We start from the raw sequence: 23,444 nt of genomic DNA, 5'->3' as shown, positions 1-23,444 counted from the left end.
GTCGGCGTTACCCGCGATCAGGATGCGCGGGATAGACGCCCAGAATGTCCAACTCATGGGTGAAATACCGCAACTCTTCCAGCGCCCGTTGGACGGGCGGATCATCTGGATGGCCTTCGATATCTGCGTAAAACTGCGTGGCCGTGAATGAGCCGCCGACCATATAGCTTTCCAGCTTGATCATGTTGACGCCGTTCGTGGCGAACCCGCCCATGGCCTTGTAGAGGGCCGCGGGAATGTTGCGCACTTGAAAGACGAAGGTTGTCAGCATCTTGTCGCCGCGCGGCTTGGTGTCGATTTCGGGCGACATCAGCAAGAACCGCGTGGTGTTGTGATCAAGGTCTTCCACCCCTTCGGCAAGCACATTTAGACCATGGATGTCTGCGGCAACCGCACTGGCCAAGACACCTTCTGTTGATCCTTTGGCCTGAGCCAGTTCTTCGGCGGCCCCTGCGCTGTCTGCGGCGGCCTCAAACGTGATGCCATTGGCGTCCAGAAAACTGCGTGCTTGTGGCAGTAGAACCATGTGCGCGCGCACGTGTTTAACATCGGCCATAGCGACGCCGGGACGGGCCATCAGAGCGATGCGCACGCGCACAAACCCTTCGTCAATAATGTGCAAACCACTTTGTGGCAGCAGTCGGTGAATGTCGGCCACCCGCCCGTAGGTCGTGTTTTCAACCGGCAGCATCGCCAAATCTGCGCGGCCTTCTTTCACGGCCCGAATGGTGCCTTCAAATGTCGTGCAGGGGACGGGAATCATATTGGGTCGAGATTGCAGGCACGCCTCATGGCTGTAGGCCCCTAAAGCCCCCTGAAATGCGATGCGTGGGGCGTTTTCATCAGACACGGGATTAATCCTTGGTATTAATGCCTCACTGGGCGATTGGTCGCGGTAAGTACACCTTGCTTGGGCCGAGGGAAAGCAATAGTAACCGCCAGGAAGAAGCCTCGGAATAACTTACGGACCCCAGCCATGTTCGACACTATGACCCTCACAAAAATCGGCGGTGGCCTTTTTGGCGCATGGCTGATCTTGCTGCTTGGAAAATGGGCGGCGGAAGAAATCTATCACGCCGACGTGCATGGCGATCCTTCTTACGTGATTGAAGTTGCAAGCGCAGAGCCTGCCGAGCCTGAAGAAGAGATTGATGTGGCCGCGCTGCTTGCGGATGCAGACGCCAGCAAAGGCGAAGGTGTCTTCCGCAAGTGCAGCGCCTGTCACAAGCTGGACGGCACAGACGGTGTCGGCCCGCACCTCAACGGTGTTGTGGGACGTGACATTGCCGCAGTGGGCGGCTTTGGCTACTCCGGCGCGCTGAGCGGTATCGACGGTGCCTGGACCGAAGAAGCGCTTTACGGCTTTCTGGAAAACCCCAAAGGATGGGCCCCAGGGACCACAATGGGCTTTGCTGGTTTGAAGAAGCCAGCCGACAAAGCAAACCTGATCGCGTATCTTTCCGGCACATCAGAGTGATGTGACCGCATAATTGCAGAACAGGCCGCCTTGAGCGGCCTTTTTTGTGCGCATGTTTCAGAAGATAACATATTCGCAACTTGTGTCTTGGCAGGCGGCCCCAGTAGCTTACATCAACGCACAGACGCTTCGCGACATGGAGGACCCGCCAAATGCCCAGACCACAAAGCGCCGCATCATCCGTGGAACCACCAACACGGCGCTGGCTTCAATGGATGGGGCTTGGATTTGTGGGGGCTGGGCTGATCCTGTCCGGGGCCGCGAAGGCCGAGGTTGAGACGATCAAGAGCCATGGCTATTCGTTCTATGGTGACCTGAGCTATCCGGCGGATTACCCGCATTTCAGCTATGTGAACCCTGACGCGCCCAAAGGGGGAGAGGTTTCGCTGGCCACGCTTGGCACTTTTGATTCCATGAACCCCTATAGCCGCAAAGGTCGGGCCGGGGCGCTGTCATCCGTGATGTACGAAAGCCTTTTGGGCGAAGGTGTGAATGCTGCCGCACCGGCGGATGTTTATGCCGAGTATTACTGTTTGCTGTGCGAAAGCCTGGAATACGATGTCGACAAGAACTGGGTGATCTTCTACATGCGCCCGGAGGCGCGGTTTTCGGATGGAACGCCGGTCACCGCACACGATGTGGCATTCAGCCAGCAATTGATCCTGGATCAGGGCCTGCGGTCTTATGCGGATGCGGTCAGCAAGCGCATCCAGAACATCGAAGTTATCGACGATCACACCATCAAATACGAATTCACGCCGGGCATCTCCCGCCGTAGCCTGGTTGAGGTTGTGGGCGGCATGTCGGTCTGGTCCAAGAAGTGGTACGAAGAAACCGGCGCGCGGCTGGATGAAAGCCGGCTTGAGATTTCACCCGGGTCAGGGGCCTACATGGTCGATGAAATCGACGTGAACCGCCGCATTACCTACAAGCGCAACCCGGATTATTGGGGCAACGACCTGCCTTTCAACAAAGGGCGGAACAATTTCGACAAAATCCGGATTGAGTATTTCGGTGATGAGAATTCCGCCTTTGAGGCCTTCAAGGCCGGTGAATACACCTTCCGTGCGGAAGGGAATTCCAGACAATGGGCGACGGCCTATTCCTTTCCGAAAGTTGAAGACGGATTTGTTCTGAAAAAAGAGCTGCCAGATGGCGCGCCGCCCGTCCCGACGGGTTTTGTGTTCAACCTCGGTCGTGAGGTGCTCAAAGACAAGCGGGTGCGTGAAGCGATTGCGCTGGGCTACAATTTTGAGTGGACCAACGAATCCTTGCAGTTTGGGCTGTTCAAACAGCGGGCGTCTTTCGTTCAGGACACGCCAGTGATGGCATCGGGTGTGCCCGAAGGGGCAGAGCTTGAGTTCCTGCAAAGCCTTGGTGATTTGGTGCCAGAAGAGATGCTGACCTCAGAGGCGCGGATGCCGCATACCTCCAGCGCGGACCGTTTGTTGGACAGACGTAACATCCGCCGAGCCATGAAGCTGTTGGATGCTGCAGGATGGGCCGTTGGCGATGATGGCAAGCGCCGCAATGCGGCAGGCGATCCGCTAAAGCTCACCTTCCTGTTGAACGCATCGGGGTCTGCGACCCTCTCTGCGGTGGTTGAGAATTTCATCTCAAACCTTGAAACGATGGGCATCGAAGCCGTGTTGGAAAAGGTCGACGCCGCGCAGTACACAACCCTTGAACGGGATCGTGACTACGATCTGGTCTTTGACCGGTATATCCCTTTCCTCAGCACAGGCGGCGGTCTGCAGCAGGCTTATGGATCAGAGGCGGCTGCCTTTTCCGTCTTCAACCCTGCCGGTCTGGCAAGTCCGCTGGTCGATGAAATCATCGAAGCCTCTCAGCGGATGGAGACCAAGGAAGAAACCGATGTCACCCTTGTGGCCTTGGACCGGGCACTGCGGCATGAGTTCTTTATGATCCCGCTTTGGTACAACGATGCCCATTGGGTCGCTTATTATGATCAGTTTGAACATCCCGAAACGATACCGGCCTACGCTTTGGGCTATCTCGATTTCTGGTGGTACAACGCGGACAAGGCTACGGCCCTGCGCGAAGCTGGCGCATTGAGGTAAGCCACACCCATGGGCGCCTACATCCTTCGAAGGCTATTGCTGATTGTTCCAACACTGGTTGGCATCATGCTGATCAACTTCGCGCTGGTCCAATTTGTACCCGGAGGCCCGGTGGAACAGGCCATCGCCCGTATCCAAGGGGGCGGCGACGTCTTTGGCGGTTTCGCGGGGCCTGGCAATGATGCAGGCGATACAGAATTGCCCACGGGCGATGAAACCTATGTCGGCGCGCGGGGCCTGCCGCCGGAGTTCATTGAAGAGCTTGAGCGTGAGTTTGGCTTTGACAAACCGCCCGTTGAGCGGTTCCTCAACATGATGTGGAACTACATGCGGCTGGATTTCGGAGAGAGCTATTTCCGCTCAATCGGGGTTATTGATCTGATCAAGGAAAAGCTGCCCGTCTCCATCACCCTGGGGCTGTGGTCCACGTTGATTGCCTACCTGGTGTCGATCCCGCTGGGCATTCGCAAAGCGATCAAGGACGGGACCAGCTTTGATACCTGGACCTCGGGTGCCATCATCGTGGCCTATGCGATCCCTGGGTTTCTCTTTGCCATTATGCTGTTGGTGCTTTTCGCGGGGGGTCCTATTTCCAAATCTTCCCGCTGCGGGGGCTGACATCTGACAACTTCGAAGAGCTGTCTTTGCTGGGTAAGATCGGTGACTATTTCTGGCACATCACACTGCCGGTTCTGGCCTCTACCATCAGTGCCTTTGCCACGCTGACCCTGCTGACCAAGAACAGCTTTCTGGATGAGATCAAGAAACACTACGTCATGACCGCGCGGGCCAAGGGGCTGTCAGAGCGGCAGGTGCTTTATGGCCATGTGTTTCGCAATGCGATGTTGATCGTGATTGCCGGGTTCCCGGCGGTGTTTATTGGCGTTTTCTTTGGGGGGTCGCTGATCATTGAAACCATCTTCTCACTTGATGGTTTGGGACGGTTGGGGTTTGAGGCCGCGGTCGCACGGGATTACCCCATCGTGTTTGGAACGCTTTTCATCTTTGGTCTTATCGGCCTGCTGGTCGGCATCCTGTCGGACCTGATGTATGTTCTGGTTGATCCACGTATTGATTTTGAACGGAGGGAGGGCTGATGGCGTTGTCTCCGTTGAACCAACGCCGCTGGCGCAACTTCAAGCGCAACCGTCGGGCCTATTGGAGCTTGTGGATTTTCGCGGTGCTCTTTGGCATCTCCCTCATGGCTGAGTTTGTGGCCAACGACAAACCGATCCTCGTGAACTATCGCGGGGAGTATTACATGCCGATCTTCAACTTCTACGCTGAGACTGAGTTCGGTGGCGATTTCCAGACAGAGGCCGTGTACCGCGACCCTGAGGTGGAGTGTTTGATCGTCACGGGCGGGCTGGATCTGTGTTTTGACGATCCCGAAGCCTATATCGAAGATGCCGCAGACGGCGTGATTGAGGGCGAAGAGATCGCCAAGGGTTGGACGGTCTGGCCCATCATTCCCTATTCCTACAACACCGCAGTGGATCGCCCAGGTGCGGCCCCTCTGCCACCGAATGAGCAGAACTGGCTGGGTACAGACGGGACGAAACGCGATGTGATGGCCCGCGTCATTCACGGTTTTCGCTTGTCGATCCTGTTTACGCTTATCGTAACCGGGCTTGCCTCTCTGATCGGGGTGATCGCGGGGGCGGTGCAGGGGTTTTTTGGCGGATGGCTTGACCTCATCTTTCAACGGATCATTGAGATCTGGTCCTCCACCCCGTCGCTATATGTCATCATCATCATGTTCGCGATCCTGGGGCGCAGTTTCTGGCTGTTGGTGTTTTTGCTGGTGCTCTTTAGTTGGACGTCACTGGTGGGGGTGGTGCGGGCTGAATTCCTGCGCGCCCGGAACCTGGAATACGTTCGTGCGGCGCGGGCCTTGGGGGTTGGGAATGTGACGATCATGTTCCGCCATATGCTGCCCAACGCGATGGTGGCGACCCTGACCATGCTGCCTTTTATCATCACCGGCACCATCTCAACCCTGGCGATCCTGGACTATCTGGGCTTTGGCCTGCCGTCCTCTGCCCCGTCGCTGGGTGAGCTGACGTTGCAGGCCACCCAGAACCTTCAGGCACCGTGGCTGGGTTTCACGGCATTCTTTACCTTTGCCATCATGCTGTCGTTGCTGGTCTTCATCTTTGAAGGCATCCGCGACGCGTTCGACCCAAGAAAGACCTTTTCGTGACAGCGCTGTTGGATGTGAAAAACCTGCGGGTGGCCTTCCGTCAGGATGGCAAGCTGAGCGAAGCGGTGAAAGGCGTTTCCTTCGCGGTGGAACGGGGTGAGACGGTGGCGCTGGTTGGCGAATCTGGTTCCGGTAAATCAGTCTCTGCGCTGTCTACGGTGTCCTTGCTGGGCGACAGTGCTGAGGTTTCAGGCTCCGTCACCTATGATGGTCAGCAGATGATCGGGGCGGATGACGCCCTGTTGCGCAAGGTGCGTGGCAACGACATTTCCTTTATCTTCCAAGAGCCGATGACATCGCTCAACCCGCTGCACACGATCGAAAAGCAACTGGGAGAGAGCCTTGCCCTGCATCAGGGGGTGGTCGGTGAGGCGGCGCGGGGGCGCATCCTTGAGCTGTTGACCAAAGTCGGGATTGTGGATGCCGAAACACGGCTGTCCGCCTATCCGCATCAATTGTCTGGCGGGCAACGCCAGCGCGTGATGATCGCCATGGCGCTGGCCAATAAGCCCGATGTGCTGATTGCAGATGAGCCGACCACAGCGCTTGATGTGACCATCCAGGCGCAGATCCTTGATCTGCTGGCCGAGCTAAAACAGAGCGAGGGCATGGGGCTTTTGTTCATCACCCATGATCTTGGCATCGTGCGTCGCATCGCGGACCGCGTTTGCGTGATGCAACAGGGTGAGATTGTGGAGCAGGGGCCAACTCAGGCCATCTTTGAAAACCCGGCACATCCTTATACCCGTAAACTGCTTGAGGCGGAGCCGACGGGCCAACCAGAACCGGTGCCTGAACGCGCAGAAGAGATCGTAAGCACAGATCATTTGAAGGTTTGGTTTCCCATCCAGCAGGGGCTTTTGCGCCGCACTGTCGGGCACGTAAAGGCCGTAAATGACGCGACCCTGTCGGTGCGTGCGGGCGAAACGCTAGGGATCGTGGGCGAATCCGGTTCTGGCAAGACAACGCTTGCGCTGGCCATTATGCGGCTCATTGCGTCTGAGGGTGGGATCACCTTTCTGGATCAAGACATCCGGCGGTGGTCCACGCGTGAATTGCGGCGGCTGCGCAAGGACATGCAGATTGTGTTTCAGGATCCCTTCGGCTCCCTCAGCCCGCGCATGACCTGTTTTCAGATCATCTCCGAAGGGTTGAATATTCACAACGTGGACCCGAACCGCGATCAACGTGCGCTGGTGCATGAGGTGATGGAAGAAGTCGGCCTCGACCCTGCGACCATGGACCGGTATCCGCATGAATTCTCGGGCGGGCAGCGGCAGCGGATCGCGATTGCACGTGCCATGGTCTTGCGTCCCCGGCTGCTGGTGTTGGATGAGCCGACCTCAGCGCTGGATATGACGGTTCAGGTGCAAATCGTTGAGCTGTTGCGCGCATTGCAGCGCAAATATGGGCTGGCCTATCTGTTCATCAGCCATGACCTGAAAGTGGTGCGTGCCATGTCCCACAAGGTGTTGGTGATGAAACGGGGTGACGTGGTTGAATACGGCACCACCGAAGATCTCTATGACCGCCCGCAGACGGATTACACCCGCACCCTGCTGCAGGCGGCAACCTGAAGCCTGTTGCTGCCGCGTGCCGACTTGATCCAGATCATTTCCGAGGTTGCGCAGCCTGCGGCATACTGTCCTCATGACTGATAAACCACATGGGCCCCCGCCCGTCCGCGCGCCCACAGGCGCGGATTTCCGCACCGCGCTGCGCTTGGGTTGGCAAGATTTCACCGCGATGCCTGCGGCAGGGTTGGCGTTTGCCAGTTTCTTTGTCGTGACAGGCCTGCTGATGGCCTGGATCACCTACGCCACCGGGCATACCTTCTGGCTGATCCTGGCCGTGATGGGTTTTCCCTTGGTCGGCACGCTGGCAGCGGTTGGGTTCTATGAGCTCAGCATCCGGCGAGCCGAAGGGGGCGATACGCGCTTTGGTCCTGTTTTCGCGCATGTTTGGGCCCTGCGCGTGGGGCAATTGCCCTGGTTGTCCGCCATCATTGTGGTCACCTTTTTGTTTTGGTTCTTTTTGGGCCACATGATCTTTGCGCTGTTCATGGGCTTGTCCCCAATGACGCGGGTGTCATCCTCATTGGAGATCTTTCTAACCACCGAAGGCCTGACAATGCTGGGCTTTGGCAGTGCGGTCGGGGCGGGTTTCGCGCTCTTTGTGTTTGCGATCAGCGTGTTGGGCATGCCGATGCTGCTGGACCGCGATGTGGATTTTGTCAGCGCGCTGTTGCGCTCCATCGCTGCGGTGCGGGGGGCAGCGGTGCCCTACATCCTGTGGGGCATCTTTATCGCACTGGTCACTTTGTTAGCGATGTTGCCCTTATTCTTGGGGTTGTTTGTTGCCATGCCTGTCCTTGGACATGCGACATGGCATTTGTACCGGCTGGTGACGCGGTAGGGCCAGGGCAAACCCCAAGACCGCTCTAGCTGCTTGCCAACCCTGCCGCCATTGCGGCCAAGGCCACCATGTGGATCAACATGATGGCCTTGTCGCGCCAGAGCACGCCAACGATGAACCATCCAACCAAACCGGCCAGAAAAAAATAGACGTTCAACGGTGTGACCGCGAATGCGGTGGCGGAATAGCCCAGGATCTGAAAGATCGAAGCGATCCATTTCAGGATCATGGCATTTGTTGCCTGATCCATGCGCCGCAGTTGGGGGAGAGAGGTGGGCGTGTCTGACATCTGTCTGCTCTTTCAGGTGGGTTCAGAGCTTGCTTGGATCAACGCAAACCGTCTTGGGCCCGCGCAGCCAGCGGCGGCGTGAAGTGTCTTTTGCAGGGCGGACTTCGCGCATTTCGACACAGCCGCTGCGGGTTGCGGTCATAAAGGTGGTGGCAAAGATATTTAACATGATCTTTCCTTTCGGCTGAAGTTTGTGCCTTTATATGTGAGTAAAAATGGGAATAATGCGAGTCATCGTAATTCTCATTATGTAAGCTGAGATTTAATATGGATTGGCGCAGCCTGCCGCCGCTTTCAGGGCTAAGAGCCTTTGCCGCCTTTGCGCAAACCGGCAATGTTGTTGCCGCAGGGGAGGCGCTTGGCGTCAGCCATGCGGCCATCAGCCAGCAGTTGCGTAGTTTGGAAAAACACCTCGACGCTGCGCTGGTGGATCGATCGGGGCGCAGCATGACCTTGACCGAAGATGGCGAACGGTTGTCGCAGGTGTTGCTGCAAAGTTTCGGTGACATGGCGCATGTGGTCGCGGACATCACGGGTGAGCAAGAGGCGCGGCCGCTCCATATTTCCACTACGCCTACCTTTGCCGCGTCCTGGCTGATGCCACGGTTGCCCAAATTTCGTGCCGCGCATCCGCAGGTCGATTTGATGATTGACCCATCCGCCAATGTGGTGGCGCTGACCGCTGACGGCATTGACGTCGCTTTGCGCTATGGGGAGGGCCCTTGGCCGGGGGTAGAGGCCGAGATGCTGGTGCAATCCCCCATGGTCGTTGTCGCGGCTCCGTCCTTGGTAGGCGATGCGCCGTTTGACAGGTTGGAGCAGTTGGCCGATTTCCCCTGGCTAGAAGAGTTCGGCACCTCAGAAAGCACACGTTGGCTGGCGCGTTTTGGCGTGCCCAAGATGGCCAAGGGGTTCTTGCAGGTGCCCGGAAACCTGTTGCTGGATGGCGCCCGCGACGGGCAGGGGGTGGCCGTCACTGTCCGCACCTTTGTGGAACGCGATATCGCGGCGGGACGGCTGCGCGTGCTGCATATGGAAGAAACACCGCAGGCGGGGTATCACATCGTCACCAAACCGGGTGTGTTACGGCAATCGGTTAAGGCTTTTGTCCGCTGGATAAAGAAAGAGGCGCAGCAGGCCTGTTAGCCGGGGCCGATCATGAAGCACGAAATGTTGCGCGCAGCCAGACGGCGACAGGCCAGATCAGCGGTTTCACGGGTCATCCCTAGGAAATTGGCGTCAAACCCCTGTGGACGGCGCACCACCTTGCGCAACGATCCATCAAGCGTCGCCATTTCCGCGAGCGCAGTTTTCAACAGGATCTTCTCCGCCGCGTAGCGACTTGGATAGCGCCCGACGTTCACGCCCCAATGCCGTCCACCGGAGGTGGAGATCCTTGTGACAACTTCCTGAGTGACAACCTGCTTCTGGCTGGGCACAGCCTGCGCCAATCTTTTGGGTCGCAATGCGGGTCGGACGGATGCGCCCGCTGAGGCGAGGGTGACCGCAGGCTTGGGCGGTGCGACAGTTTCTGTGGTAGCAACAGCTTGCGGGGTGGCGACGGCCTCTTTCAAGGCGGCTGTGATGTCGGCGTTTGAAACCAGGGGATCCTGGGCCGCTGCGATCAGCTGAGGCGCTTTTGCCCCTGGCCGCAGCTTGGGCCGTTTGGAGGTTTTGACTGCGCCAACCAAGCGGATGGTTTTGCCTTTCCCGCCGGCCACGGAGCCTGGGACAGTGGCGGGTTGCGTTGGGGCCAAATCCTCGCCCGCATAGACCGGCTTTTGCGGTTTGCGCAACGGGGCGCGGGAAGGGGCGCGGCGGAAGCCAAGGTCCATCAGCTCAGCCACCTTGGCATTGCGGGAGGTTGTTGATTTGCCGCCAAAGACAGTAACGATAATGCGCTCTTTGCCCCGCTCGGCAGAGGCGGTGAGGTTGAAACCAGCAGCGCGGGTATAGCCTGTTTTGATCCCATCAGCCCCTTTGTAGGAATTCAAGAAGCGGCGGTTGGTGTGGCTGACCTTGCGCACGCCTGCATCGGCTGTGATGCGTGAGAACAGGTTGTAATACTGCGGATAATCATAAAGCAGGTGCCGCCCCATGATCGACATATCGCGCGCGGTCGACAGGTGGCCTGCTTCGGTCAACCCATGCATGTTCTTGAAGGTGGTGCGGGTCATCCCCAAAGCCTTGGCGGTGCGGTTCATGCGGCGGGCAAAGCGTGCCTCAGAGCCGCTGATGGCTTCACCAATGGCAGTTGAGGCATCATTGGCTGACTTCACCGCAGCAGCGCGGATCAGATAGCGCAGCTTGATGCGTTGTCCTGCGCGCAGGCCCAGTTTGCTGGGCGGTTCTGCGGCGGCCTTTTTGGACACTGTGACCTTGCTATCGAGCGATATCTCACCCCGCTCAATTGCCTGAAACGCCACGTAAAGCGTCATCATCTTTGTCAGCGACGCGGGATGCAAGCGCGTGTCGGCATTTCGCGCGTGCAAGACTTTGCCCGTTCGGGCATCCATCACGTAAGCGGCATAGGGCGCCGCAATCGCGCTGAGCGGAACCACAATAATTAGCCAAATTGCAGCTGCGAAAAATAGCCCAAACCGGGCCGACGGAATACGCCGCGCCTTCATGATGAAACTGCCTTTTTCTGCCTCAGACCGCCAATTTTTTGGCTGGCCATTTTTTATTTATGAAAGGAACGTAACACAGATCGGGTTTTCGATAAACCCTTGGATAAAAGGGAATTACCGGAAAAGAAGTTTTGCTTTTGTCCAGATGTTGCGGCGCAGCAATTGCCGCCTACTACCAAGGCGAATGTGGCGGCAATGTGTCAGGATTGTGGCGGCGCGCTTCGCGCTTTCATTGGCTGATTTGCGCGACGTAATCGGGCAGGCCACCAAGGTCTGAAAGCTCAGCAAATCGGTCCGAATGTAGGGGCGGCTCTGCATGTTCAATGGCCCAGCTGAGCTGATGTGGGACATAAACGCCAAAACCGCCCGCCGCGATCATCGGCACCACATCTGAGGCCATGGAGTTTCCGGCCATAAGCCCCTGATCTGCACCGGTGCCGTGTCGGGTAAAAATATCGGCATAAACCGCAGCCGTTTTCTGCGAGACAATCTCTATCGCGTCAAAACGATCCCTGAGGCCCGACTGGGCCAGCTTGCGCTCTTGGTCCAACAGATCGCCTTTGGTGATCAGGATCAATTTGTGGGTCCGGCCAAGTGCGTCAATTGTACGCTCCACATGGGGCAGCAATTCTATGGGATGTGACAGCATATCGCGACCGGCATCCAGGATTTCTGAGATGACTTTGGCAGGCACTTTGCCCTCTGTCACCTCAATCGCGGTTTCGATCATGGAAAGGGTGAAGCCTTTGATCCCAAAGCCATAATGCGGCAAATTCCGCCGCTCTGCCGCCAGCAGCCGGGCCATGAGATGGTCCTTGTCCGAATGCGCGCTTAGCAGATCGGCAAAGTGGTCCTGGGTCATCGCAAAGAACCGTTCATTTTGCCAAAGTGTGTCGTCCGCATCCAGCCCAATGGCGGTGAGCGGTGTTGCCATGCTTAGCAAACCTCTTTTCTAAACCCTGTCAGGGGTTATATAACGCGGAACGCGACTCACTACATCCACTCAAATCCGTCGGAGCAGCAATGCGCCTTGATCAGCATATGATGGCAGACCGGTCAGAAGATGACGACGGCGAAACCGGCGTCCTGACCAAAACAAAGCCCAAGACCAAGCGGCCACCGCTTTATAAGGTCTTGTTGCTGAATGATGATTTCACGCCGATGGAGTTTGTCGTTCATGTGTTGGAACGGTTCTTTGGGCTGAACCACGCGCAAGCGTTTGAGATTATGCTGACTGTGCATAAGAAAGGCATCGCTGTGGTCGGTGTCTTTAGCCATGAGATCGCTGAAACCAAGGTGGCACAGGTGATGGATTTTGCGCGCCGCCATCAGCACCCGTTGCAGTGCACCATGGAAAAAGAAGACTAGCACGTGATTGATGCACGGTTGCAGGTCGCCCTGTCTGGTGATGGGCTGGACCTGCCGGATGAGGGGCGGATTGCGGTGATCCGACCGCCCGTTGATGCGGATTTGGCTGGGCTGGAGGCCGCGCGCTGCGACATCATCCATGATTTCAAACCGTTCTGTGAGGCTTGGTCAAACCGCGGCTACCAGGTGCATCAGACGCCGCTGGGCCCTTATGCGGCGAGTGTTGTGTGTTTGCCCCGCGCCAAGTCAGAGGCCCGCGCCCTGATCGCAGAGGCCTGCGCCAACACCGATGGTGTGATCATCATTGATGGGCAAAAGACCGACGGTGTAGATTCAATCTACAAGGCGATGAAGGCCCGTGTAACGGTGTCCGCTGCTGTGACGAAAGCGCATGGCAAATTGTTTTGGTTTTCCGAACCCGCCGCAGATTTCTTTGCCGATTGGGCGCAGGGGCCCGCCCAGACGGATGGCGGGTTCTGGACCGCTCCGGGTGTTTTTTCCGCAGACGACGTTGATCTGGCATCCGCGCTGTTGGTGGATGCCTTGCCCGACAAACTTGGAGCTCAGGTGGCGGATTTGGGGGCCGGGTGGGGCTATTTGTCTGCGCATGTGCTGACGCGGGCGGATGTGCAGAATGTCCATCTGGTAGAAGCGAGCCACATCGCCCTTGAATGCGCCAAGCGGAATGTGCCTGATGCGCGGGCCAAGTACCATTGGACGGATGCCACCACATGGGCGCCGCCGCACAAGCTGGATGCGGTGGTTATGAACCCTCCGTTTCACACGGGCCGGGCGGCTGAGCCGCAGATTGGCCAAGCTTTTGTTGCAACAGCGGCGCGTATCCTGTCTTCTCGGGGGCATCTGTGGATGGTGGCCAACCGGCATCTGCCCTATGAGGCCGAGCTCAAAAAATGGTTTGCGCAGGTTGAAGAGATTGGTGGGGATGCCCGGTTCAAGCTGTTTCATGCGACGCGACCGACCAAGCCGCGCCGCTAAGGGCGCAGGCCCTAGGAGATAGGAAAAGACGTATGTCATTTTCAGTTCAGGGAAAAACAGCCATCGTCACAGGGGCCGCGACGGGCATCGGGCTGTCTATTGCCCGGCATCTGGCCGACAAAGGCGCTAATGTCATGGGCGCGGACGCGAATGAAAAAGCACTGGTTGAGGCCCTGGGCGACGCGCCGGAGGATGGCCCCATACGCACCTTCGCAGGCGATTTGCGGCAGCGTCTGACCATCGCCAACCTGGTATCGGCCACCATTGATGCGTTTGACCAAGTGGACATCTTGGTGAATGCCTCACGCCAGCTGTTGCCGACAGATGCATTGGATGTGGAAGACACGTCGGTGCAAACCCTGCTTGATCAGAACCTGATGACAGCGCTGCATCTGTCGCAATATGTGGCCAAGCGGATGATGAAGCAGGCCGAGGGTAAAGAAGAAGGGCAGGTCGGTTCAATCATCAACCTAAGCTCTATTTCCGCGAACCAAATCCAGCCTGAGTTGATGGGGTATTCAATCGCGGCGGCGGCGGTCCAGCAAATGACACGTTCGATGGCGTTGGTGCTGGCACCACACCGCATTCGCGTGAATGCTATTTCCTTTGGCTCTGTGATGAGCGGATCGCTTCAGGCGACGGTTGCGGAGAACCGCGAATGGCGGGATGACATTCGCGAACATACACCGCTTGGCCGCATCGCGGCCCCCACAGAATTGTGCGAGACGGTGCAATATCTGGCGGCAGAAAGCTCAGGGTTTATGACCGGTGGTGTGATCGTTGTGGATGGCGGCCGCAGCCTTCTTGATGCGGTGAGCGCGCCCGCACATTAAAGCGCAACAACGTCGCCTTTGGCGGGCTGGGGCGTCAGGGCGTCCAGGGTGCCATGTTATCATTCGCTGGTAAGGCGAGTTTGAGGACAGGAGCGTCCGTTGCCGCACGCGCAGGCCTCAGCCGGTGGACATTTTGCGCAAATGTCTGGCGCATCCACGCGGCTTGGGTCGCTTCCAATCGCACGCCGCATTCAACGCCGGCAAAGAGGGCCGCGTTACTTGGCGCGTGTTGAATGCTGACGGTGCGCAGTGTTGCCTGAGATGTGGTCATGGTCTGTCCTCCCCGCTTAAGTGGATGCTGTTGCCACATAGAGCGCACGCTGATGCGCGCAGTTGGCCAGGCCAACATCAAAGGTGAAGCCTTGGCGCACATGGGTTTCTCGGAGTGTGGGCAGCATTCCTGATTTGATCAAAAGTCTGACAATTATCGACAAGCAATGCTTGGCAAAATGCGCCATTTGTGGGCATTTTTGGCCTGTTTGCGACATCTGGGTGTCGGAATCGTCATCCCGCGACCCCGCGTTCGAAGGGGGGCAGAAGACTGTTGGGCTTGCTGCTGTCACCGGATCATCCTGCATTCGCACTGTTTAACCTGGCCTTAACAGGGGGCAACATCGCCTAGGTTGTTGGCCATTTTGTGGCATTCGGGGGACAGGGCGGGAAAGGGCGAAGGTTTTGGAGATGGTTTGCACCAACAGCTGCCAATATCGGTGATTTCGACTTGACGCTGACCCGGCGCTGGAATAGCACGCACGCCGATGGCGTTATAGCTCAGTTGGTTAGAGCGAACGACTCATAATCGTTAGGTCGGTGGTTCAAGTCCACCTAACGCCACCACTTTTCTCCTACCGCAGGCTGCGTTGCGCTGACCAGCATGTGCGCTACCCGACTGGGGGCTGCGCATTTTGTGGGTGTGCATTTTGGGGAGCGGTGCTGCCTGATTTCAGACCTTTGGCGGCGTTTGAAATCCTTGCCGGGCCTCGCCGCCCAACATCCTCTTTTCACATCACCCCTTGCGGGGTATGCGGTATGAGTTCGCGCATTGCGTGAACTTATGAAGGCTCAGAACGCAGCGAGTGAAGCAACATGGTATCTGTGAAGTCCAACGCGGCCACCTTTTTCGTTGATTGCCATTTGGCTGAGGGCCGTGGCGATAAAGTGGCCTATTGCGAGGCTGAAACAGGCCGAACGATGACCTTTGCGCAGATGGCGCAGGGGGCAGGACAGGTTGCGGGCGCGCTGCAACGGGCGGGCGTGCGGCCAGAAGAACGGGCCGCGCTTTTGGTGTTGGATCAGATCGAATTCCCTCAGATCTTTTGGGGCGCGATCAAAACCGGTGTTGTGCCAATCCCGCTGAATACTTTGTTGGCGACGCCCATCTATGACGCGATCCTGCAAGACAGCCGTGCCGCGGTTCTTTTCGTCTCAGCACCGTTGTGGCCGGTTGTGGAACCCGTGCTTGCTGACAACCCCTATCTGCGTCACGTCGTGGTCATTGGCGCAGCACCTGAGGGCGCTGTGGGCTTTGATGACTTTATTGAGGGCGCGCCTGTTGTGGGCACGCAAGCGGCCAGCCCGGATGAGCCCGCCTTCTGGCTTTATTCCTCTGGCTCCACAGGGCAGCCCAAAGGCGTGGTGCATGTGCATTCGGCTCTGCAGGCCACAGCAGATACCTACGGCGCGCAGGTCTTGGGGATACGCGAAGAGGATGTTGTGCTTTCTGCGGCTAAGTTCTTTTTCGCCTATGGGTTGGGAAATGAGCTGAGCTTTCCTTTGTCGGTCGGCGCGACGAGCATTCTTTATGCCAGCCGCCCGACACCGCAGGCGATGCTTGAGACGCTTGAGCGGCACCAGCCGACGATCTTTTTCGGGGTGCCAACGCTTTATGCTGGGATGGTCGCCGAAATGGACCGTACTGCGCCGCCCCAGGTGCCCTTGCGGCTGTGCATTTCTGCCGGAGAGGCGCTGCCCGAGAACATCGGCTCCCGGTGGGAGGCGCATACAGGTACGCCGATCCTGGACGGCGTCGGCTCAACCGAGATGTTGCACATTTTTCTGAGCAATCAGCCCGATGATTATGTCTATGGCACATCCGGGGTCGCTGTGCCGGGGTTTAACCTGCGCCTTGTGAACGAGGCGGGGGAGGAAACAGCGGTGGGCGAGATCGGAGAGCTTTTGGTTGAGGGGGCGTCCTCTGCCAGTTGCTATTGGAACCAACGGGACAAGAGCCGCGCCACATTTGAGGGGGTTTGGACCCGAACAGGGGACAAATATGAGCGGCGGGCAGATGGTCGGTTGGTTTATTGTGGACGCACCGATGACATGTTCAAGGTTTCCGGCATCTGGTTGTCCCCCTTTGAAGTTGAAGGCGCGCTTGTCAGCCATCCTCAGGTGCTGGAGGCTGCTGTTGTGGCCCAACAGGATGCCGAGGGGCTGGACAAGCCCAAGGCCTTTGTCGTGCTGCAAACAGGCGCGGGGAGTGACGCGTTGCGTGCTGAGCTGAAAGAACACGTGAAGCAGGCGGTGGGGCTGTGGAAATACCCCCGCTGGATTGCCTTCGTCGACGCGTTGCCCAAGACGGCGACAGGGAAAATTCAGCGCTTCAAATTACGTGAGGCGTGTTGAGCGGCGTTGCAGCCGAGACCGGTTCGATGGGGGCCGCAGGCGGTGCACGGGTGGATCGCTTGCTGTGAGTTGTAGTGGAAAGATGAAGCCCGGGGTGGCGCGTTTTGGCGTCTGTAGGGTTCTGTTTGTGAGGGTGCAGGGGCTGTTTGGGGCGGCCAAGAAAAAGGGCCGCGTCAGACGCGGCCCTTTCTGATTGTTGAGATGGAAAACGCTTACGCGTCGCCGGTCCAGGCGATTGCGGCTGGACGGATCTCAAAGCTGATGTGGTGTTCTGCGCCAACCAGACCTTCTTTGGTGTGGTTATACAGAGAACGCCAGTACGGCTGGATGGTCACACCTTCCTCTTGGATCATCGCCTCGCCTTTGGCCATGATGGCGCGGCGCTTTTCGACGTCAGCTGTGGCAAGAGCTTCTGACAGCAGGGCGTCGAAGTCGGCGTTGGCCCAGCCAAACTCGTTCCAAGCTTCGCCAGAGCGATAGGCCAGGGCCCAGATTTGTACGCCAAGGGGACGGTGGTTCCAGTTGGTGGAGCTGAACGGATATTTTGCCCAGTCGTTCCAGAAGGTGGAGCCAGGCAGGATGGTCCGCTTGACTTTGATGCCCGCGTCACGCAGCTGAGCGGCCACCGCATCGGTGGTGTCTTTGCGCCAAGCGTCGTCGATGGACATCAGCTCGTGCTCAAAGTCGGCCATGCCAGCCTCGTCCATCAGGGCTTTTGCCGCTGCTGGGTCTACCTTGCGCGCTGGCAGCTCTGCGTATTCTGGGTGCATTGGGCCAACGTGGTGGTTTTCGGCTGGGATGCCGCGACCGGAGTAGCCCAGTTCCAGCAGAACGCTGTTGTCCACGGCCATGGAGATCGCCTGGCGGACGCGCTTGTCTGCGTAGGGCTGCATGCCGTCGACTTCGGCCAGCTGGTTGGGACGGATGACGATGGTCGCCGCAGTGGCGATCTCGTGCTCTACCCAGCCATCGAGCAGGGACATGATGTCGATGTATTCGCCTTCGACGGAATACTGCGCATCCACTTCGTCGGCTTCTGCCGCTGCAACCCAGGCTGCTGGATCTGTGCCGTAGTCAATGAATTCAACGCGGTCCATGAAGGGTCCGCCTGTCACTTCGGCACCCCACCAGGTGTGGCCTTCGTTGCGGGTCAAGACGGCTTTCACGCCCACTTCCAGGGATTCTGGCAGGTAGGGGCCGGTGCCCACTGGGTTTGCCAGCGGATCAGCGGCATCATAGCTAGCAGGTACGATGGCGGCAGGATAGTCAGCCATGCCAGCGATCAGCGTGATGTCAGAGGCAGGCAGGTTGAGTTTCACGGTGTGGCTGTCCACAACCTCAATCGCGCCGTCGATGGCCTGATTTGTGTCCGCGTCGATCAGCGTGGCAAAGCGGCCCGCCATTGAGTTGCCTTCGAGCGTCTTGTCACACCAGCCAGTGATGTTGCGCGCCACGTCTTCGGCGGTAAAGTCGGAGCCGTCGTTCCACTTGACGCCTTTGCGGACGTTCAGCGTGTAGACGGTCGCGTCATCGTTCACTTCCCAGCTTTCCAGCAGGGCGGGTGAGAATGTACCGTCGTTCTCATAGGTCGCCAGATATTCCAGCCAGCCGCGGGAGAAGTTGGCGATCTGGGACCAGTCATAGGTGCGGGGGTCTTTCAGCGCGCGCACTTCTTGCTGGATGCGGACGGTGCCACCCATTTGCTTGTTGGCATGTGCAGCCGCGTTGGCAGGGCGTGCCATGCCGATCATGGAATAGGCTGTGGCCGCTGTCGCACCAAAGGCGGTCGATAGGGCCAGGAATTCCCGGCGGTTGACCGGGTCTTTTTTGGCGGCTTCGGCACTGTCCAAGATGGACTGCGGCAAAGGCTTACCCGTGCGTGTCAGAAAACTCATTGTTCTTCCTCTCTGTTGTTGGCCGCGGCTTCTCCACGCGACCGGTAGGTGATGCAGCTTTCCTGCATTTATTTTTCAGCTTCTTAAGAAGCGCGGGAAACAGTCAAACACAGTCAGCCGTCAGGTCAAGCCTCTCACGGGAAGTTGTCAATTTTTGTTGGTGCTTGGACGACGCGACAAGATAAGCGCAGCTTGCCGTATGCCATGGGGGTGCGCCGCGCTCAGGCGCTGGCATCGTATTGCTCGGGGTGGAATTTCTCAACAAACGCCGTTTGTGTGCTGCGCGATGTCGCTGGCAAGCAAACAGTGGCGGCGATCTGTCCTTTGGCGGTTGCGCAGGCAGGCCAAAAGCGGAGGGATGATGTGTGGCGGGCCCGAATTGTAAAATGCGTCACGAGGGCCGCTGACGATCGTCAATGGTACGGTTGAGTGCCGCAATTGCCACGATGTTTCGAATCTTCGACCGCCGAATTCGCTCAGCTGGCGGGGGTCACAGGCTCTCTGGATGCGTTCAAAAGGTGCTTTAAGGTCTCCAGGTCGCCGATCTGGTTGGCCATGATCAGGACCAGACGCGCATTCAGCGCGTGGCTTTCGCTTTCGCTCAGCCCCTCGTGGATATCCATCAGGGCGTGATAAAAGGCGTCGCCATCGGCGCCAAGCTTGTCTTCAAGGATCATAGCAAACCTCCTTTGGCGCGGGCAAAAGCCTCTTTGATATGGGCCGCATCCGGTGATGGGAAGACCGCACAAACATGCCCATCCGGGCGCAGCAGATAGACATGGTCGTGGCCATAGCGGGCAGCGGCGTGCCCGTCGGTATCTGCAAAACAGGGATAGCTATGTGTGCCATCGATGCCGATCCGTGCGATCCCGTCGATCTGTGGCAGGGCGGTGTCGCCAAAGGCCAAAAGAACGAATGCGCCTTGCGCCTCTTGCACCAGCCAGGTTGGGCCAGCGTCACCCTTCAGCGGCGCATCCGGGATGGGCTGACCGGGAGAGATTGGCGCGTCGCCGGGGGTCTGCAACTGCATCCCGCTGAGCGAGCAGGGGTGCGATAGCCTGCCGGAATTGATCAGCTTGCGTGCAAAGGGATGTGCGCCCGCCAGGTTCAGAACCTCATTGCGGAACAGCATTTCAATTTCAGACTTTGGCGTCATGAAATTGGTGGCGCGCGCGGAATTCAGGATGTTTTCGGCAGAGCCGTGGCTGCGTTCTTCGTTGTAGGTTTCGATCAGTGTGGCAGGAGCGTCGCCGTTCAGGACGGCGGCGAGTTTCCAGCCGATGTTGTCCACATCCTGGATGCCACCGTTGCCGCCACGTGCGCCAAAAGGGCTGACCACATGGGCGCTGTCGCCGACAAAGAGCACGCGGTTGTGCACGAAACGCTCCAGCTTGGCGCAGCGGAATTTATAGACGCTCATCCAATCCAATCGGAAAGGGGCATCGCCTACGATGGCCTTGATCCGGGGCAGAACCTTTTCTTCGGTCGCTTCCTCTTTGGGGTCCGTCTCTGGCCCCAGCTGAAGGTCGATCCGGTAGATGTTGTCGGGCTGTTTGTGCAGCAGCGCTGATTGGCCCTCATGGAAGGGTGGGGCGAACCAAAACCAACGCTCAGGGATCTCATGGTCGCCAAAGGGCGAGGTTTCCATTTCGACATCGACGATCAAGAAATGTTCTTCGAAAGTCTGGCCCTCAAAAGTCAAATCCATACGCTTGCGTGTGGGGGAGCCTGCGCCCTCGCAAGCGATGTAATACTCGGCCTCTAAGGTGTAGGGGCCATCGGGTGTCTCAACGCTGAGGACCACATGATCGCCATTGTCGGCATGGTCTGTGACCTTGTTGAGAAAGCGCAGATCAATCAGGTCGGGCAACTCTTGCGCCCGTTCCACCAGGTATTGTTCGACGTAGTATTGCTGCAGGTTGATGAAGGCGGGGTATTTGTGCCCCGGCTCTGGCAAAAGATCGAAGTTATAGACTTCGTCGCGGCCAAAGAACTGGCGGCCCACTTTCCAGGTCACGCCCTTTTCCAGCATCCGGTCGCCCACGCCCAGACGGTCAAAAATCTCAAGCGTGCGTTTGGCCCAGCAGATCGCGCGTGAGCCAACCGAGACGACATTGTTGTCATCAAGCACAACGGATTTGATGCCGTGTTGGGCCAGATCAATGGCCATCGCGAGGCCAATGGGCCCTGCGCCGACGATGGCCACGGGGTGGCGGGGTTCTGGCCCAGTCAGTCCCGGAGGGGCAACGTAAGGAAAGGGGGCGTAATCATAGGGCATGGACGGCTCCTATTGCTGGGGGATCGCGGGTTAGCCTTGCAGCTGTTCCCACATCTCAAGGTCACGTTTGTCGGTCCAGATCCGGGGGTGCAGGATCCCACGGGCCTCATCGTAGGCGCGGCTGACGTTGAAAGGCAGGCAATGCTCATAGATGGCGTAGTCTTTGAACTTAGGATCGCAAGCAGCTCGCACCGCATCCCAGGCCTCTTTCAGGCTGCCCCCTCGGGCGGCCACTTTGGCGGCGGGGGCATAGGTGCTGTCGACAAAATCGCGGGTGCTGTCGATGGCGCGGGCGACGGCATCCTTGCCCACAAGAGCGGCACCGCGACCCGGGGCGATGGCATCCACGTCATAGGCCATGATGTTGTCCAAGGTCCCGCCCCAGTCGCCAAAATAGCCATCCCCGCAGTAACAGGCGGAGTGGTCTTCGACGATGTCGCCGGTGAACATCACGTTTTCATCGGGCACGTGGATCACCGCGTCACCAGCGGTATGGGCGCGCCCGATGTGTTTGATGTCGACCCGGCGTTTGCCCAAATAGACCGTCATGCTGTCTGAGAAGGTGGTGGTAGGGTAGGTCAGGCCGGGGATGCTTTCGTGCCCTTCGAAAAGGCGGGGGAAGCGTTGGAATTCGCTGTCCCAATCTTCTTGGCCGCGTTCCTCAACCATGCCACGGGCGACGTCGGACATGATGATCTGATCCGCGCCGTAGGCAGAGGCCCCCAGCACACGCACAGCGTGGTAGTGGGTCAGTACCAGGTGGGTGATGGGTTTGTCGGTTACCTCACGCACTTTTTCGATGACCTTGTTGGCCAGGCGCGGCGTGGCTTGCGCTTCGACGATCATGACGCTGTCGTCGCCGATGATCACACCTGAGTTTGGATCGCCTTCTGCGGTGAAGGCCCACAGGTCGCGCCCCACCTCATCAAAGGTGATTTTCTTTTCGGTCATGTCGCCCTGAGAGGCAAAAGCTTTGGCCATGGTGTGTACTTTCAAACGTTGGTGCGCGGGGCGCGCGGGGAATTGAGTTTTAGTGGAAAGATGAAGCGCCGCGTTATGGGAACGACTTGGCGGGGCGCACTTGGCCCACGCAGCTGCCGAAACCGATGCGGTAGCCATCGCCCTGGGCGTGGCCGGTGAGCGTCATGGTGTCTCCGTCTTCCAGAAAGCTGCGGGTGGTGCCATCTTGGAGGGTCAGAGGCTCTTTGCCACCCCAGCTGAGTTCCAAAAGGCTGCCGCGTTCTTCTTTTGTGGGGCCAGAGATGGTGCCGGAGCCCAGGAGATCCCCTGCGTTCATCGCACAGCCCGAGGAGGCGTGATGCGCCAGTTGTTGGGCGGAGGAGTAATACATCTCTTTGTAGTTGGTGCGCGCGATGACCTCGGCTGTGCCGCCCTCAGGTTCGATCAGGATTGACAGGTCAATGTCATAGATCATGGGGCCGGGTTCTTGCAGATAAGGTAGGAGTTCGAATTCACGCTCCGGGGTGGCGGTGCGGAAAGGCTCCAGTGCGGCGCGCGTGACGATCCAGGGAGAGATCGAGGTGGCAAAAGCCTTGGCCTGAAAGGGGCCAAGCGGTTGGTATTCCCAGGCCTGAATATCGCGGGCGGACCAGTCGTTGAGGATGACATAGCCAAAGATCATCGCGTCCGCTTGGGCCACAGTGATGGGATCGCCCATGTCGGTTGAGGTGCCGACAATTGCCCCCATCTCAAGCTCAATGTCCAAGCGTTTGCAGGGGCCAAAGCCGGGCACAGCGGCATCTGGGGCCTTGAGCTGGCCATTGGGGCGGATGATGTCCGTGCCTGAAACGACAACCGTGGAGGCGCGGCCATTGTAGCCGATGGGGATGTGCAGCCAGTTGGGCGGTAGCGCGTTTTCAGCGCCCCGGAACATGGTGCCCACATTGGTGGCGTGATGGCGGCCTGCGTAGAAGTCTGTGTATTCAGACACCACCATGGGCATGTGCAGCGTTGCCTCTGCCATGGGGACCAGCATCGGGGCCACTTGCGCCTCTTCTGCCGCACCGGTTTGCAAAAGCGCGGTCAGGCGGTTGCGCAACGCCTCCCAGGCGTCTGGGCCCAGTTCCATCACATCGTTCCAATAGGGCACGTCAAAAACGGGGTCTTCGGACAAGGTGATCAGACCGGCCTCTTCGGCGGCGGCCATGTCGAGGATCATATCGCCGATGGCGACGCCACAGCGGCTTTCGGTCCCTTCGGTGGAAAAGACACCGTAGGGTAGGTTGTTGAGGGGGAAGTCAGTGTCGGCGCTGTTGGCGCTTGCGACCCAGGAAGACAAAAGTGTCATTAGGGATCCTTTGTGTGAGATGTTGTAGGGCGTTGGCAGCGGCGCG

Annotated in this window: 20 protein-coding genes, 1 tRNA gene and 1 pseudogene; 12 read left to right on the top strand and 10 right to left on the bottom strand. The window is 58.3% G+C overall.

Annotated elements, in window-relative coordinates; genetic code table 11:
* Positions 1-7: 7 nt before the first annotated feature.
* Positions 8-850, bottom strand: coding sequence for a prephenate dehydratase (locus tag ACZ1HM_RS19415; protein ID WP_472744247.1), 843 nt, complete (start codon positions 848-850; stop codon positions 8-10).
* A 126-nt stretch (positions 851-976) separates the two neighbouring features.
* On the opposite strand from ACZ1HM_RS19415, the gene ACZ1HM_RS19410 reads away from it, so the two are divergent.
* The 6 genes and pseudogenes from ACZ1HM_RS19410 to ACZ1HM_RS19385 all read left to right on the top strand — a co-directional run bounded on the left by ACZ1HM_RS19410 (position 977) and on the right by ACZ1HM_RS19385 (position 8,176).
* Complete coding sequence (locus ACZ1HM_RS19410; RefSeq protein WP_472744246.1) at positions 977-1,477, top strand: c-type cytochrome; 501 nt, start codon at positions 977-979, stop codon at positions 1,475-1,477.
* Between the two features lie 152 nt (positions 1,478-1,629).
* On the top strand, positions 1,630-3,558 hold the full coding sequence (locus ACZ1HM_RS19405; RefSeq protein WP_472744245.1) for an extracellular solute-binding protein: 1,929 nt from the start codon (positions 1,630-1,632) through the stop codon (positions 3,556-3,558).
* A 9-nt stretch (positions 3,559-3,567) separates the two neighbouring features.
* Positions 3,568-4,655: pseudogene (locus tag ACZ1HM_RS19400) on the top strand (microcin C ABC transporter permease YejB).
* Positions 4,655-5,761, top strand: a complete 1,107-nt coding sequence (locus tag ACZ1HM_RS19395) for an ABC transporter permease (RefSeq protein WP_472744244.1) — start codon at positions 4,655-4,657, stop codon at positions 5,759-5,761. The pseudogene ACZ1HM_RS19400 and the gene ACZ1HM_RS19395 overlap by 1 nt, the downstream one beginning before the upstream one ends.
* Positions 5,758-7,338 (top strand): ABC transporter ATP-binding protein, encoded by a 1,581-nt coding sequence (locus ACZ1HM_RS19390; RefSeq protein WP_472744243.1) that lies wholly within the window; start codon positions 5,758-5,760, stop codon positions 7,336-7,338. The genes ACZ1HM_RS19395 and ACZ1HM_RS19390 overlap by 4 nt, the downstream gene beginning before the upstream one ends.
* A gap of 73 nt (positions 7,339-7,411) precedes the next feature.
* Positions 7,412-8,176: a DUF2189 domain-containing protein gene (locus tag ACZ1HM_RS19385; RefSeq protein WP_472744242.1), complete on the top strand. Its 765-nt coding sequence runs from the start codon at positions 7,412-7,414 to the stop codon at positions 8,174-8,176.
* Between the two features lie 25 nt (positions 8,177-8,201).
* Here ACZ1HM_RS19385 and ACZ1HM_RS19380 read toward each other — a convergent pair whose 3' ends face one another.
* Together ACZ1HM_RS19380 and ACZ1HM_RS19375 are read right to left on the bottom strand one after the other, a co-directional pair.
* The gene (locus ACZ1HM_RS19380; RefSeq protein ID WP_472744241.1) at positions 8,202-8,465 is read right to left on the bottom strand and encodes a DUF6552 family protein; all 264 of its coding nucleotides are present in this window, start codon (positions 8,463-8,465) and stop codon (positions 8,202-8,204) included.
* A gap of 22 nt (positions 8,466-8,487) precedes the next feature.
* A complete protein-coding gene (locus tag ACZ1HM_RS19375) occupies positions 8,488-8,634 on the bottom strand; it encodes a hypothetical protein (RefSeq protein ID WP_472744240.1) in 147 nt (48 codons plus the stop codon).
* A 98-nt stretch (positions 8,635-8,732) separates the two neighbouring features.
* Here ACZ1HM_RS19375 and ACZ1HM_RS19370 point away from each other — a divergent pair, with 98 nt between their 5' ends.
* Positions 8,733-9,611, top strand: coding sequence for a LysR family transcriptional regulator (locus ACZ1HM_RS19370; RefSeq protein WP_472744239.1), 879 nt, complete (start codon positions 8,733-8,735; stop codon positions 9,609-9,611).
* On the opposite strand, the gene ACZ1HM_RS19365 is transcribed toward ACZ1HM_RS19370, so the two are convergent.
* Both ACZ1HM_RS19365 and ACZ1HM_RS19360 read right to left on the bottom strand, forming a co-directional pair.
* On the bottom strand, positions 9,608-11,095 hold the full coding sequence (locus tag ACZ1HM_RS19365) for a D-alanyl-D-alanine carboxypeptidase family protein (protein WP_472744238.1): 1,488 nt from the start codon (positions 11,093-11,095) through the stop codon (positions 9,608-9,610). The two genes, ACZ1HM_RS19370 and ACZ1HM_RS19365, sit on opposite strands and share 4 nt — an antisense overlap.
* 229 nt (positions 11,096-11,324) lie before the next feature.
* Complete coding sequence (locus ACZ1HM_RS19360; RefSeq protein ID WP_472744237.1) at positions 11,325-12,029, bottom strand: HAD family hydrolase; 705 nt, start codon at positions 12,027-12,029, stop codon at positions 11,325-11,327.
* 89 nt (positions 12,030-12,118) lie between these two features.
* Between ACZ1HM_RS19360 and clpS the strand changes: the two genes are divergently transcribed.
* The 5 genes from clpS (at position 12,119) to ACZ1HM_RS19335 (ending at position 16,917) form a co-directional block, all read left to right on the top strand.
* On the top strand, positions 12,119-12,463 hold the full coding sequence (gene clpS / locus ACZ1HM_RS19355) for an ATP-dependent Clp protease adapter ClpS (RefSeq protein WP_472744236.1): 345 nt from the start codon (positions 12,119-12,121) through the stop codon (positions 12,461-12,463).
* 3 nt (positions 12,464-12,466) lie between these two features.
* Positions 12,467-13,459: a class I SAM-dependent methyltransferase gene (locus ACZ1HM_RS19350; protein WP_472744235.1), complete on the top strand. Its 993-nt coding sequence runs from the start codon at positions 12,467-12,469 to the stop codon at positions 13,457-13,459.
* A 32-nt stretch (positions 13,460-13,491) separates the two neighbouring features.
* Positions 13,492-14,292: an SDR family NAD(P)-dependent oxidoreductase gene (locus tag ACZ1HM_RS19345; RefSeq protein ID WP_472744234.1), complete on the top strand. Its 801-nt coding sequence runs from the start codon at positions 13,492-13,494 to the stop codon at positions 14,290-14,292.
* A 760-nt stretch (positions 14,293-15,052) separates the two neighbouring features.
* Positions 15,053-15,129 (top strand) — tRNA-Met (locus ACZ1HM_RS19340).
* A 249-nt stretch (positions 15,130-15,378) separates the two neighbouring features.
* Positions 15,379-16,917 (top strand): benzoate-CoA ligase family protein, encoded by a 1,539-nt coding sequence (locus tag ACZ1HM_RS19335; RefSeq protein WP_472744233.1) that lies wholly within the window; start codon positions 15,379-15,381, stop codon positions 16,915-16,917.
* Between the two features lie 212 nt (positions 16,918-17,129).
* On the opposite strand, the gene ACZ1HM_RS19330 is transcribed toward ACZ1HM_RS19335, so the two are convergent.
* From ACZ1HM_RS19330 to fahA, 5 genes are all read right to left on the bottom strand, one after another.
* Complete coding sequence (locus ACZ1HM_RS19330; RefSeq protein WP_472744232.1) at positions 17,130-18,812, bottom strand: ABC transporter substrate-binding protein; 1,683 nt, start codon at positions 18,810-18,812, stop codon at positions 17,130-17,132.
* Positions 18,813-19,288: 476 nt separating this feature from the next.
* Complete coding sequence (locus ACZ1HM_RS19325; RefSeq protein ID WP_472744231.1) at positions 19,289-19,489, bottom strand: DUF2783 domain-containing protein; 201 nt, start codon at positions 19,487-19,489, stop codon at positions 19,289-19,291.
* Positions 19,486-21,090: an FAD-dependent oxidoreductase gene (locus tag ACZ1HM_RS19320; RefSeq protein WP_472744230.1), complete on the bottom strand. Its 1,605-nt coding sequence runs from the start codon at positions 21,088-21,090 to the stop codon at positions 19,486-19,488. The genes ACZ1HM_RS19325 and ACZ1HM_RS19320 overlap by 4 nt, the downstream gene beginning before the upstream one ends.
* A 30-nt stretch (positions 21,091-21,120) precedes the next feature.
* The gene (locus ACZ1HM_RS19315) at positions 21,121-22,071 is read right to left on the bottom strand and encodes an MBL fold metallo-hydrolase (protein ID WP_472744229.1); all 951 of its coding nucleotides are present in this window, start codon (positions 22,069-22,071) and stop codon (positions 21,121-21,123) included.
* A gap of 73 nt (positions 22,072-22,144) precedes the next feature.
* Positions 22,145-23,398 carry a fumarylacetoacetase gene (gene fahA / locus ACZ1HM_RS19310; protein ID WP_472744228.1) on the bottom strand — a complete coding sequence of 418 codons (1,254 nt, stop codon included), beginning with the start codon at positions 23,396-23,398 and terminating at the stop codon, positions 22,145-22,147.
* Positions 23,399-23,444 lie beyond the last annotated feature (46 nt).

It is taken from the genome of Sulfitobacter sp. GN1-4 (assembly GCF_055693825.1).
This window is presented reverse-complemented; position numbering and strand designations above follow the sequence as displayed.

What these genes read in the sequence shown, in the direction of transcription:
- ACZ1HM_RS19410 (WP_472744246.1), top strand. Translation starts at nt 977, where the DNA reads ATGTTCGACACTATGACCCTCACAAAAATCGGCGGTGGCCTTTTTGGC.
- ACZ1HM_RS19405 (WP_472744245.1), top strand. Translation starts at nt 1,630, where the DNA reads ATGCCCAGACCACAAAGCGCCGCATCATCCGTGGAACCACCAACACGG.
- ACZ1HM_RS19395 (WP_472744244.1), top strand. Translation starts at nt 4,655, where the DNA reads ATGGCGTTGTCTCCGTTGAACCAACGCCGCTGGCGCAACTTCAAGCGC.
- ACZ1HM_RS19385 (WP_472744242.1), top strand. Translation starts at nt 7,412, where the DNA reads ATGACTGATAAACCACATGGGCCCCCGCCCGTCCGCGCGCCCACAGGC.
- ACZ1HM_RS19380 (WP_472744241.1), bottom strand. Translation starts at nt 8,465, where the DNA reads ATGTCAGACACGCCCACCTCTCTCCCCCAACTGCGGCGCATGGATCAG.
- ACZ1HM_RS19375 (WP_472744240.1), bottom strand. Translation starts at nt 8,634, where the DNA reads ATGTTAAATATCTTTGCCACCACCTTTATGACCGCAACCCGCAGCGGC.
- ACZ1HM_RS19370 (WP_472744239.1), top strand. Translation starts at nt 8,733, where the DNA reads ATGGATTGGCGCAGCCTGCCGCCGCTTTCAGGGCTAAGAGCCTTTGCC.
- ACZ1HM_RS19365 (WP_472744238.1), bottom strand. Translation starts at nt 11,095, where the DNA reads ATGAAGGCGCGGCGTATTCCGTCGGCCCGGTTTGGGCTATTTTTCGCA.
- ACZ1HM_RS19360 (WP_472744237.1), bottom strand. Translation starts at nt 12,029, where the DNA reads ATGGCAACACCGCTCACCGCCATTGGGCTGGATGCGGACGACACACTT.
- clpS (WP_472744236.1), top strand. Translation starts at nt 12,119, where the DNA reads ATGCGCCTTGATCAGCATATGATGGCAGACCGGTCAGAAGATGACGAC.
- ACZ1HM_RS19345 (WP_472744234.1), top strand. Translation starts at nt 13,492, where the DNA reads ATGTCATTTTCAGTTCAGGGAAAAACAGCCATCGTCACAGGGGCCGCG.
- ACZ1HM_RS19335 (WP_472744233.1), top strand. Translation starts at nt 15,379, where the DNA reads ATGGTATCTGTGAAGTCCAACGCGGCCACCTTTTTCGTTGATTGCCAT.
- ACZ1HM_RS19330 (WP_472744232.1), bottom strand. Translation starts at nt 18,812, where the DNA reads ATGAGTTTTCTGACACGCACGGGTAAGCCTTTGCCGCAGTCCATCTTG.
- ACZ1HM_RS19325 (WP_472744231.1), bottom strand. Translation starts at nt 19,489, where the DNA reads ATGATCCTTGAAGACAAGCTTGGCGCCGATGGCGACGCCTTTTATCAC.
- ACZ1HM_RS19320 (WP_472744230.1), bottom strand. Translation starts at nt 21,090, where the DNA reads ATGCCCTATGATTACGCCCCCTTTCCTTACGTTGCCCCTCCGGGACTG.
- ACZ1HM_RS19315 (WP_472744229.1), bottom strand. Translation starts at nt 22,071, where the DNA reads ATGGCCAAAGCTTTTGCCTCTCAGGGCGACATGACCGAAAAGAAAATC.
- fahA (WP_472744228.1), bottom strand. Translation starts at nt 23,398, where the DNA reads ATGACACTTTTGTCTTCCTGGGTCGCAAGCGCCAACAGCGCCGACACT.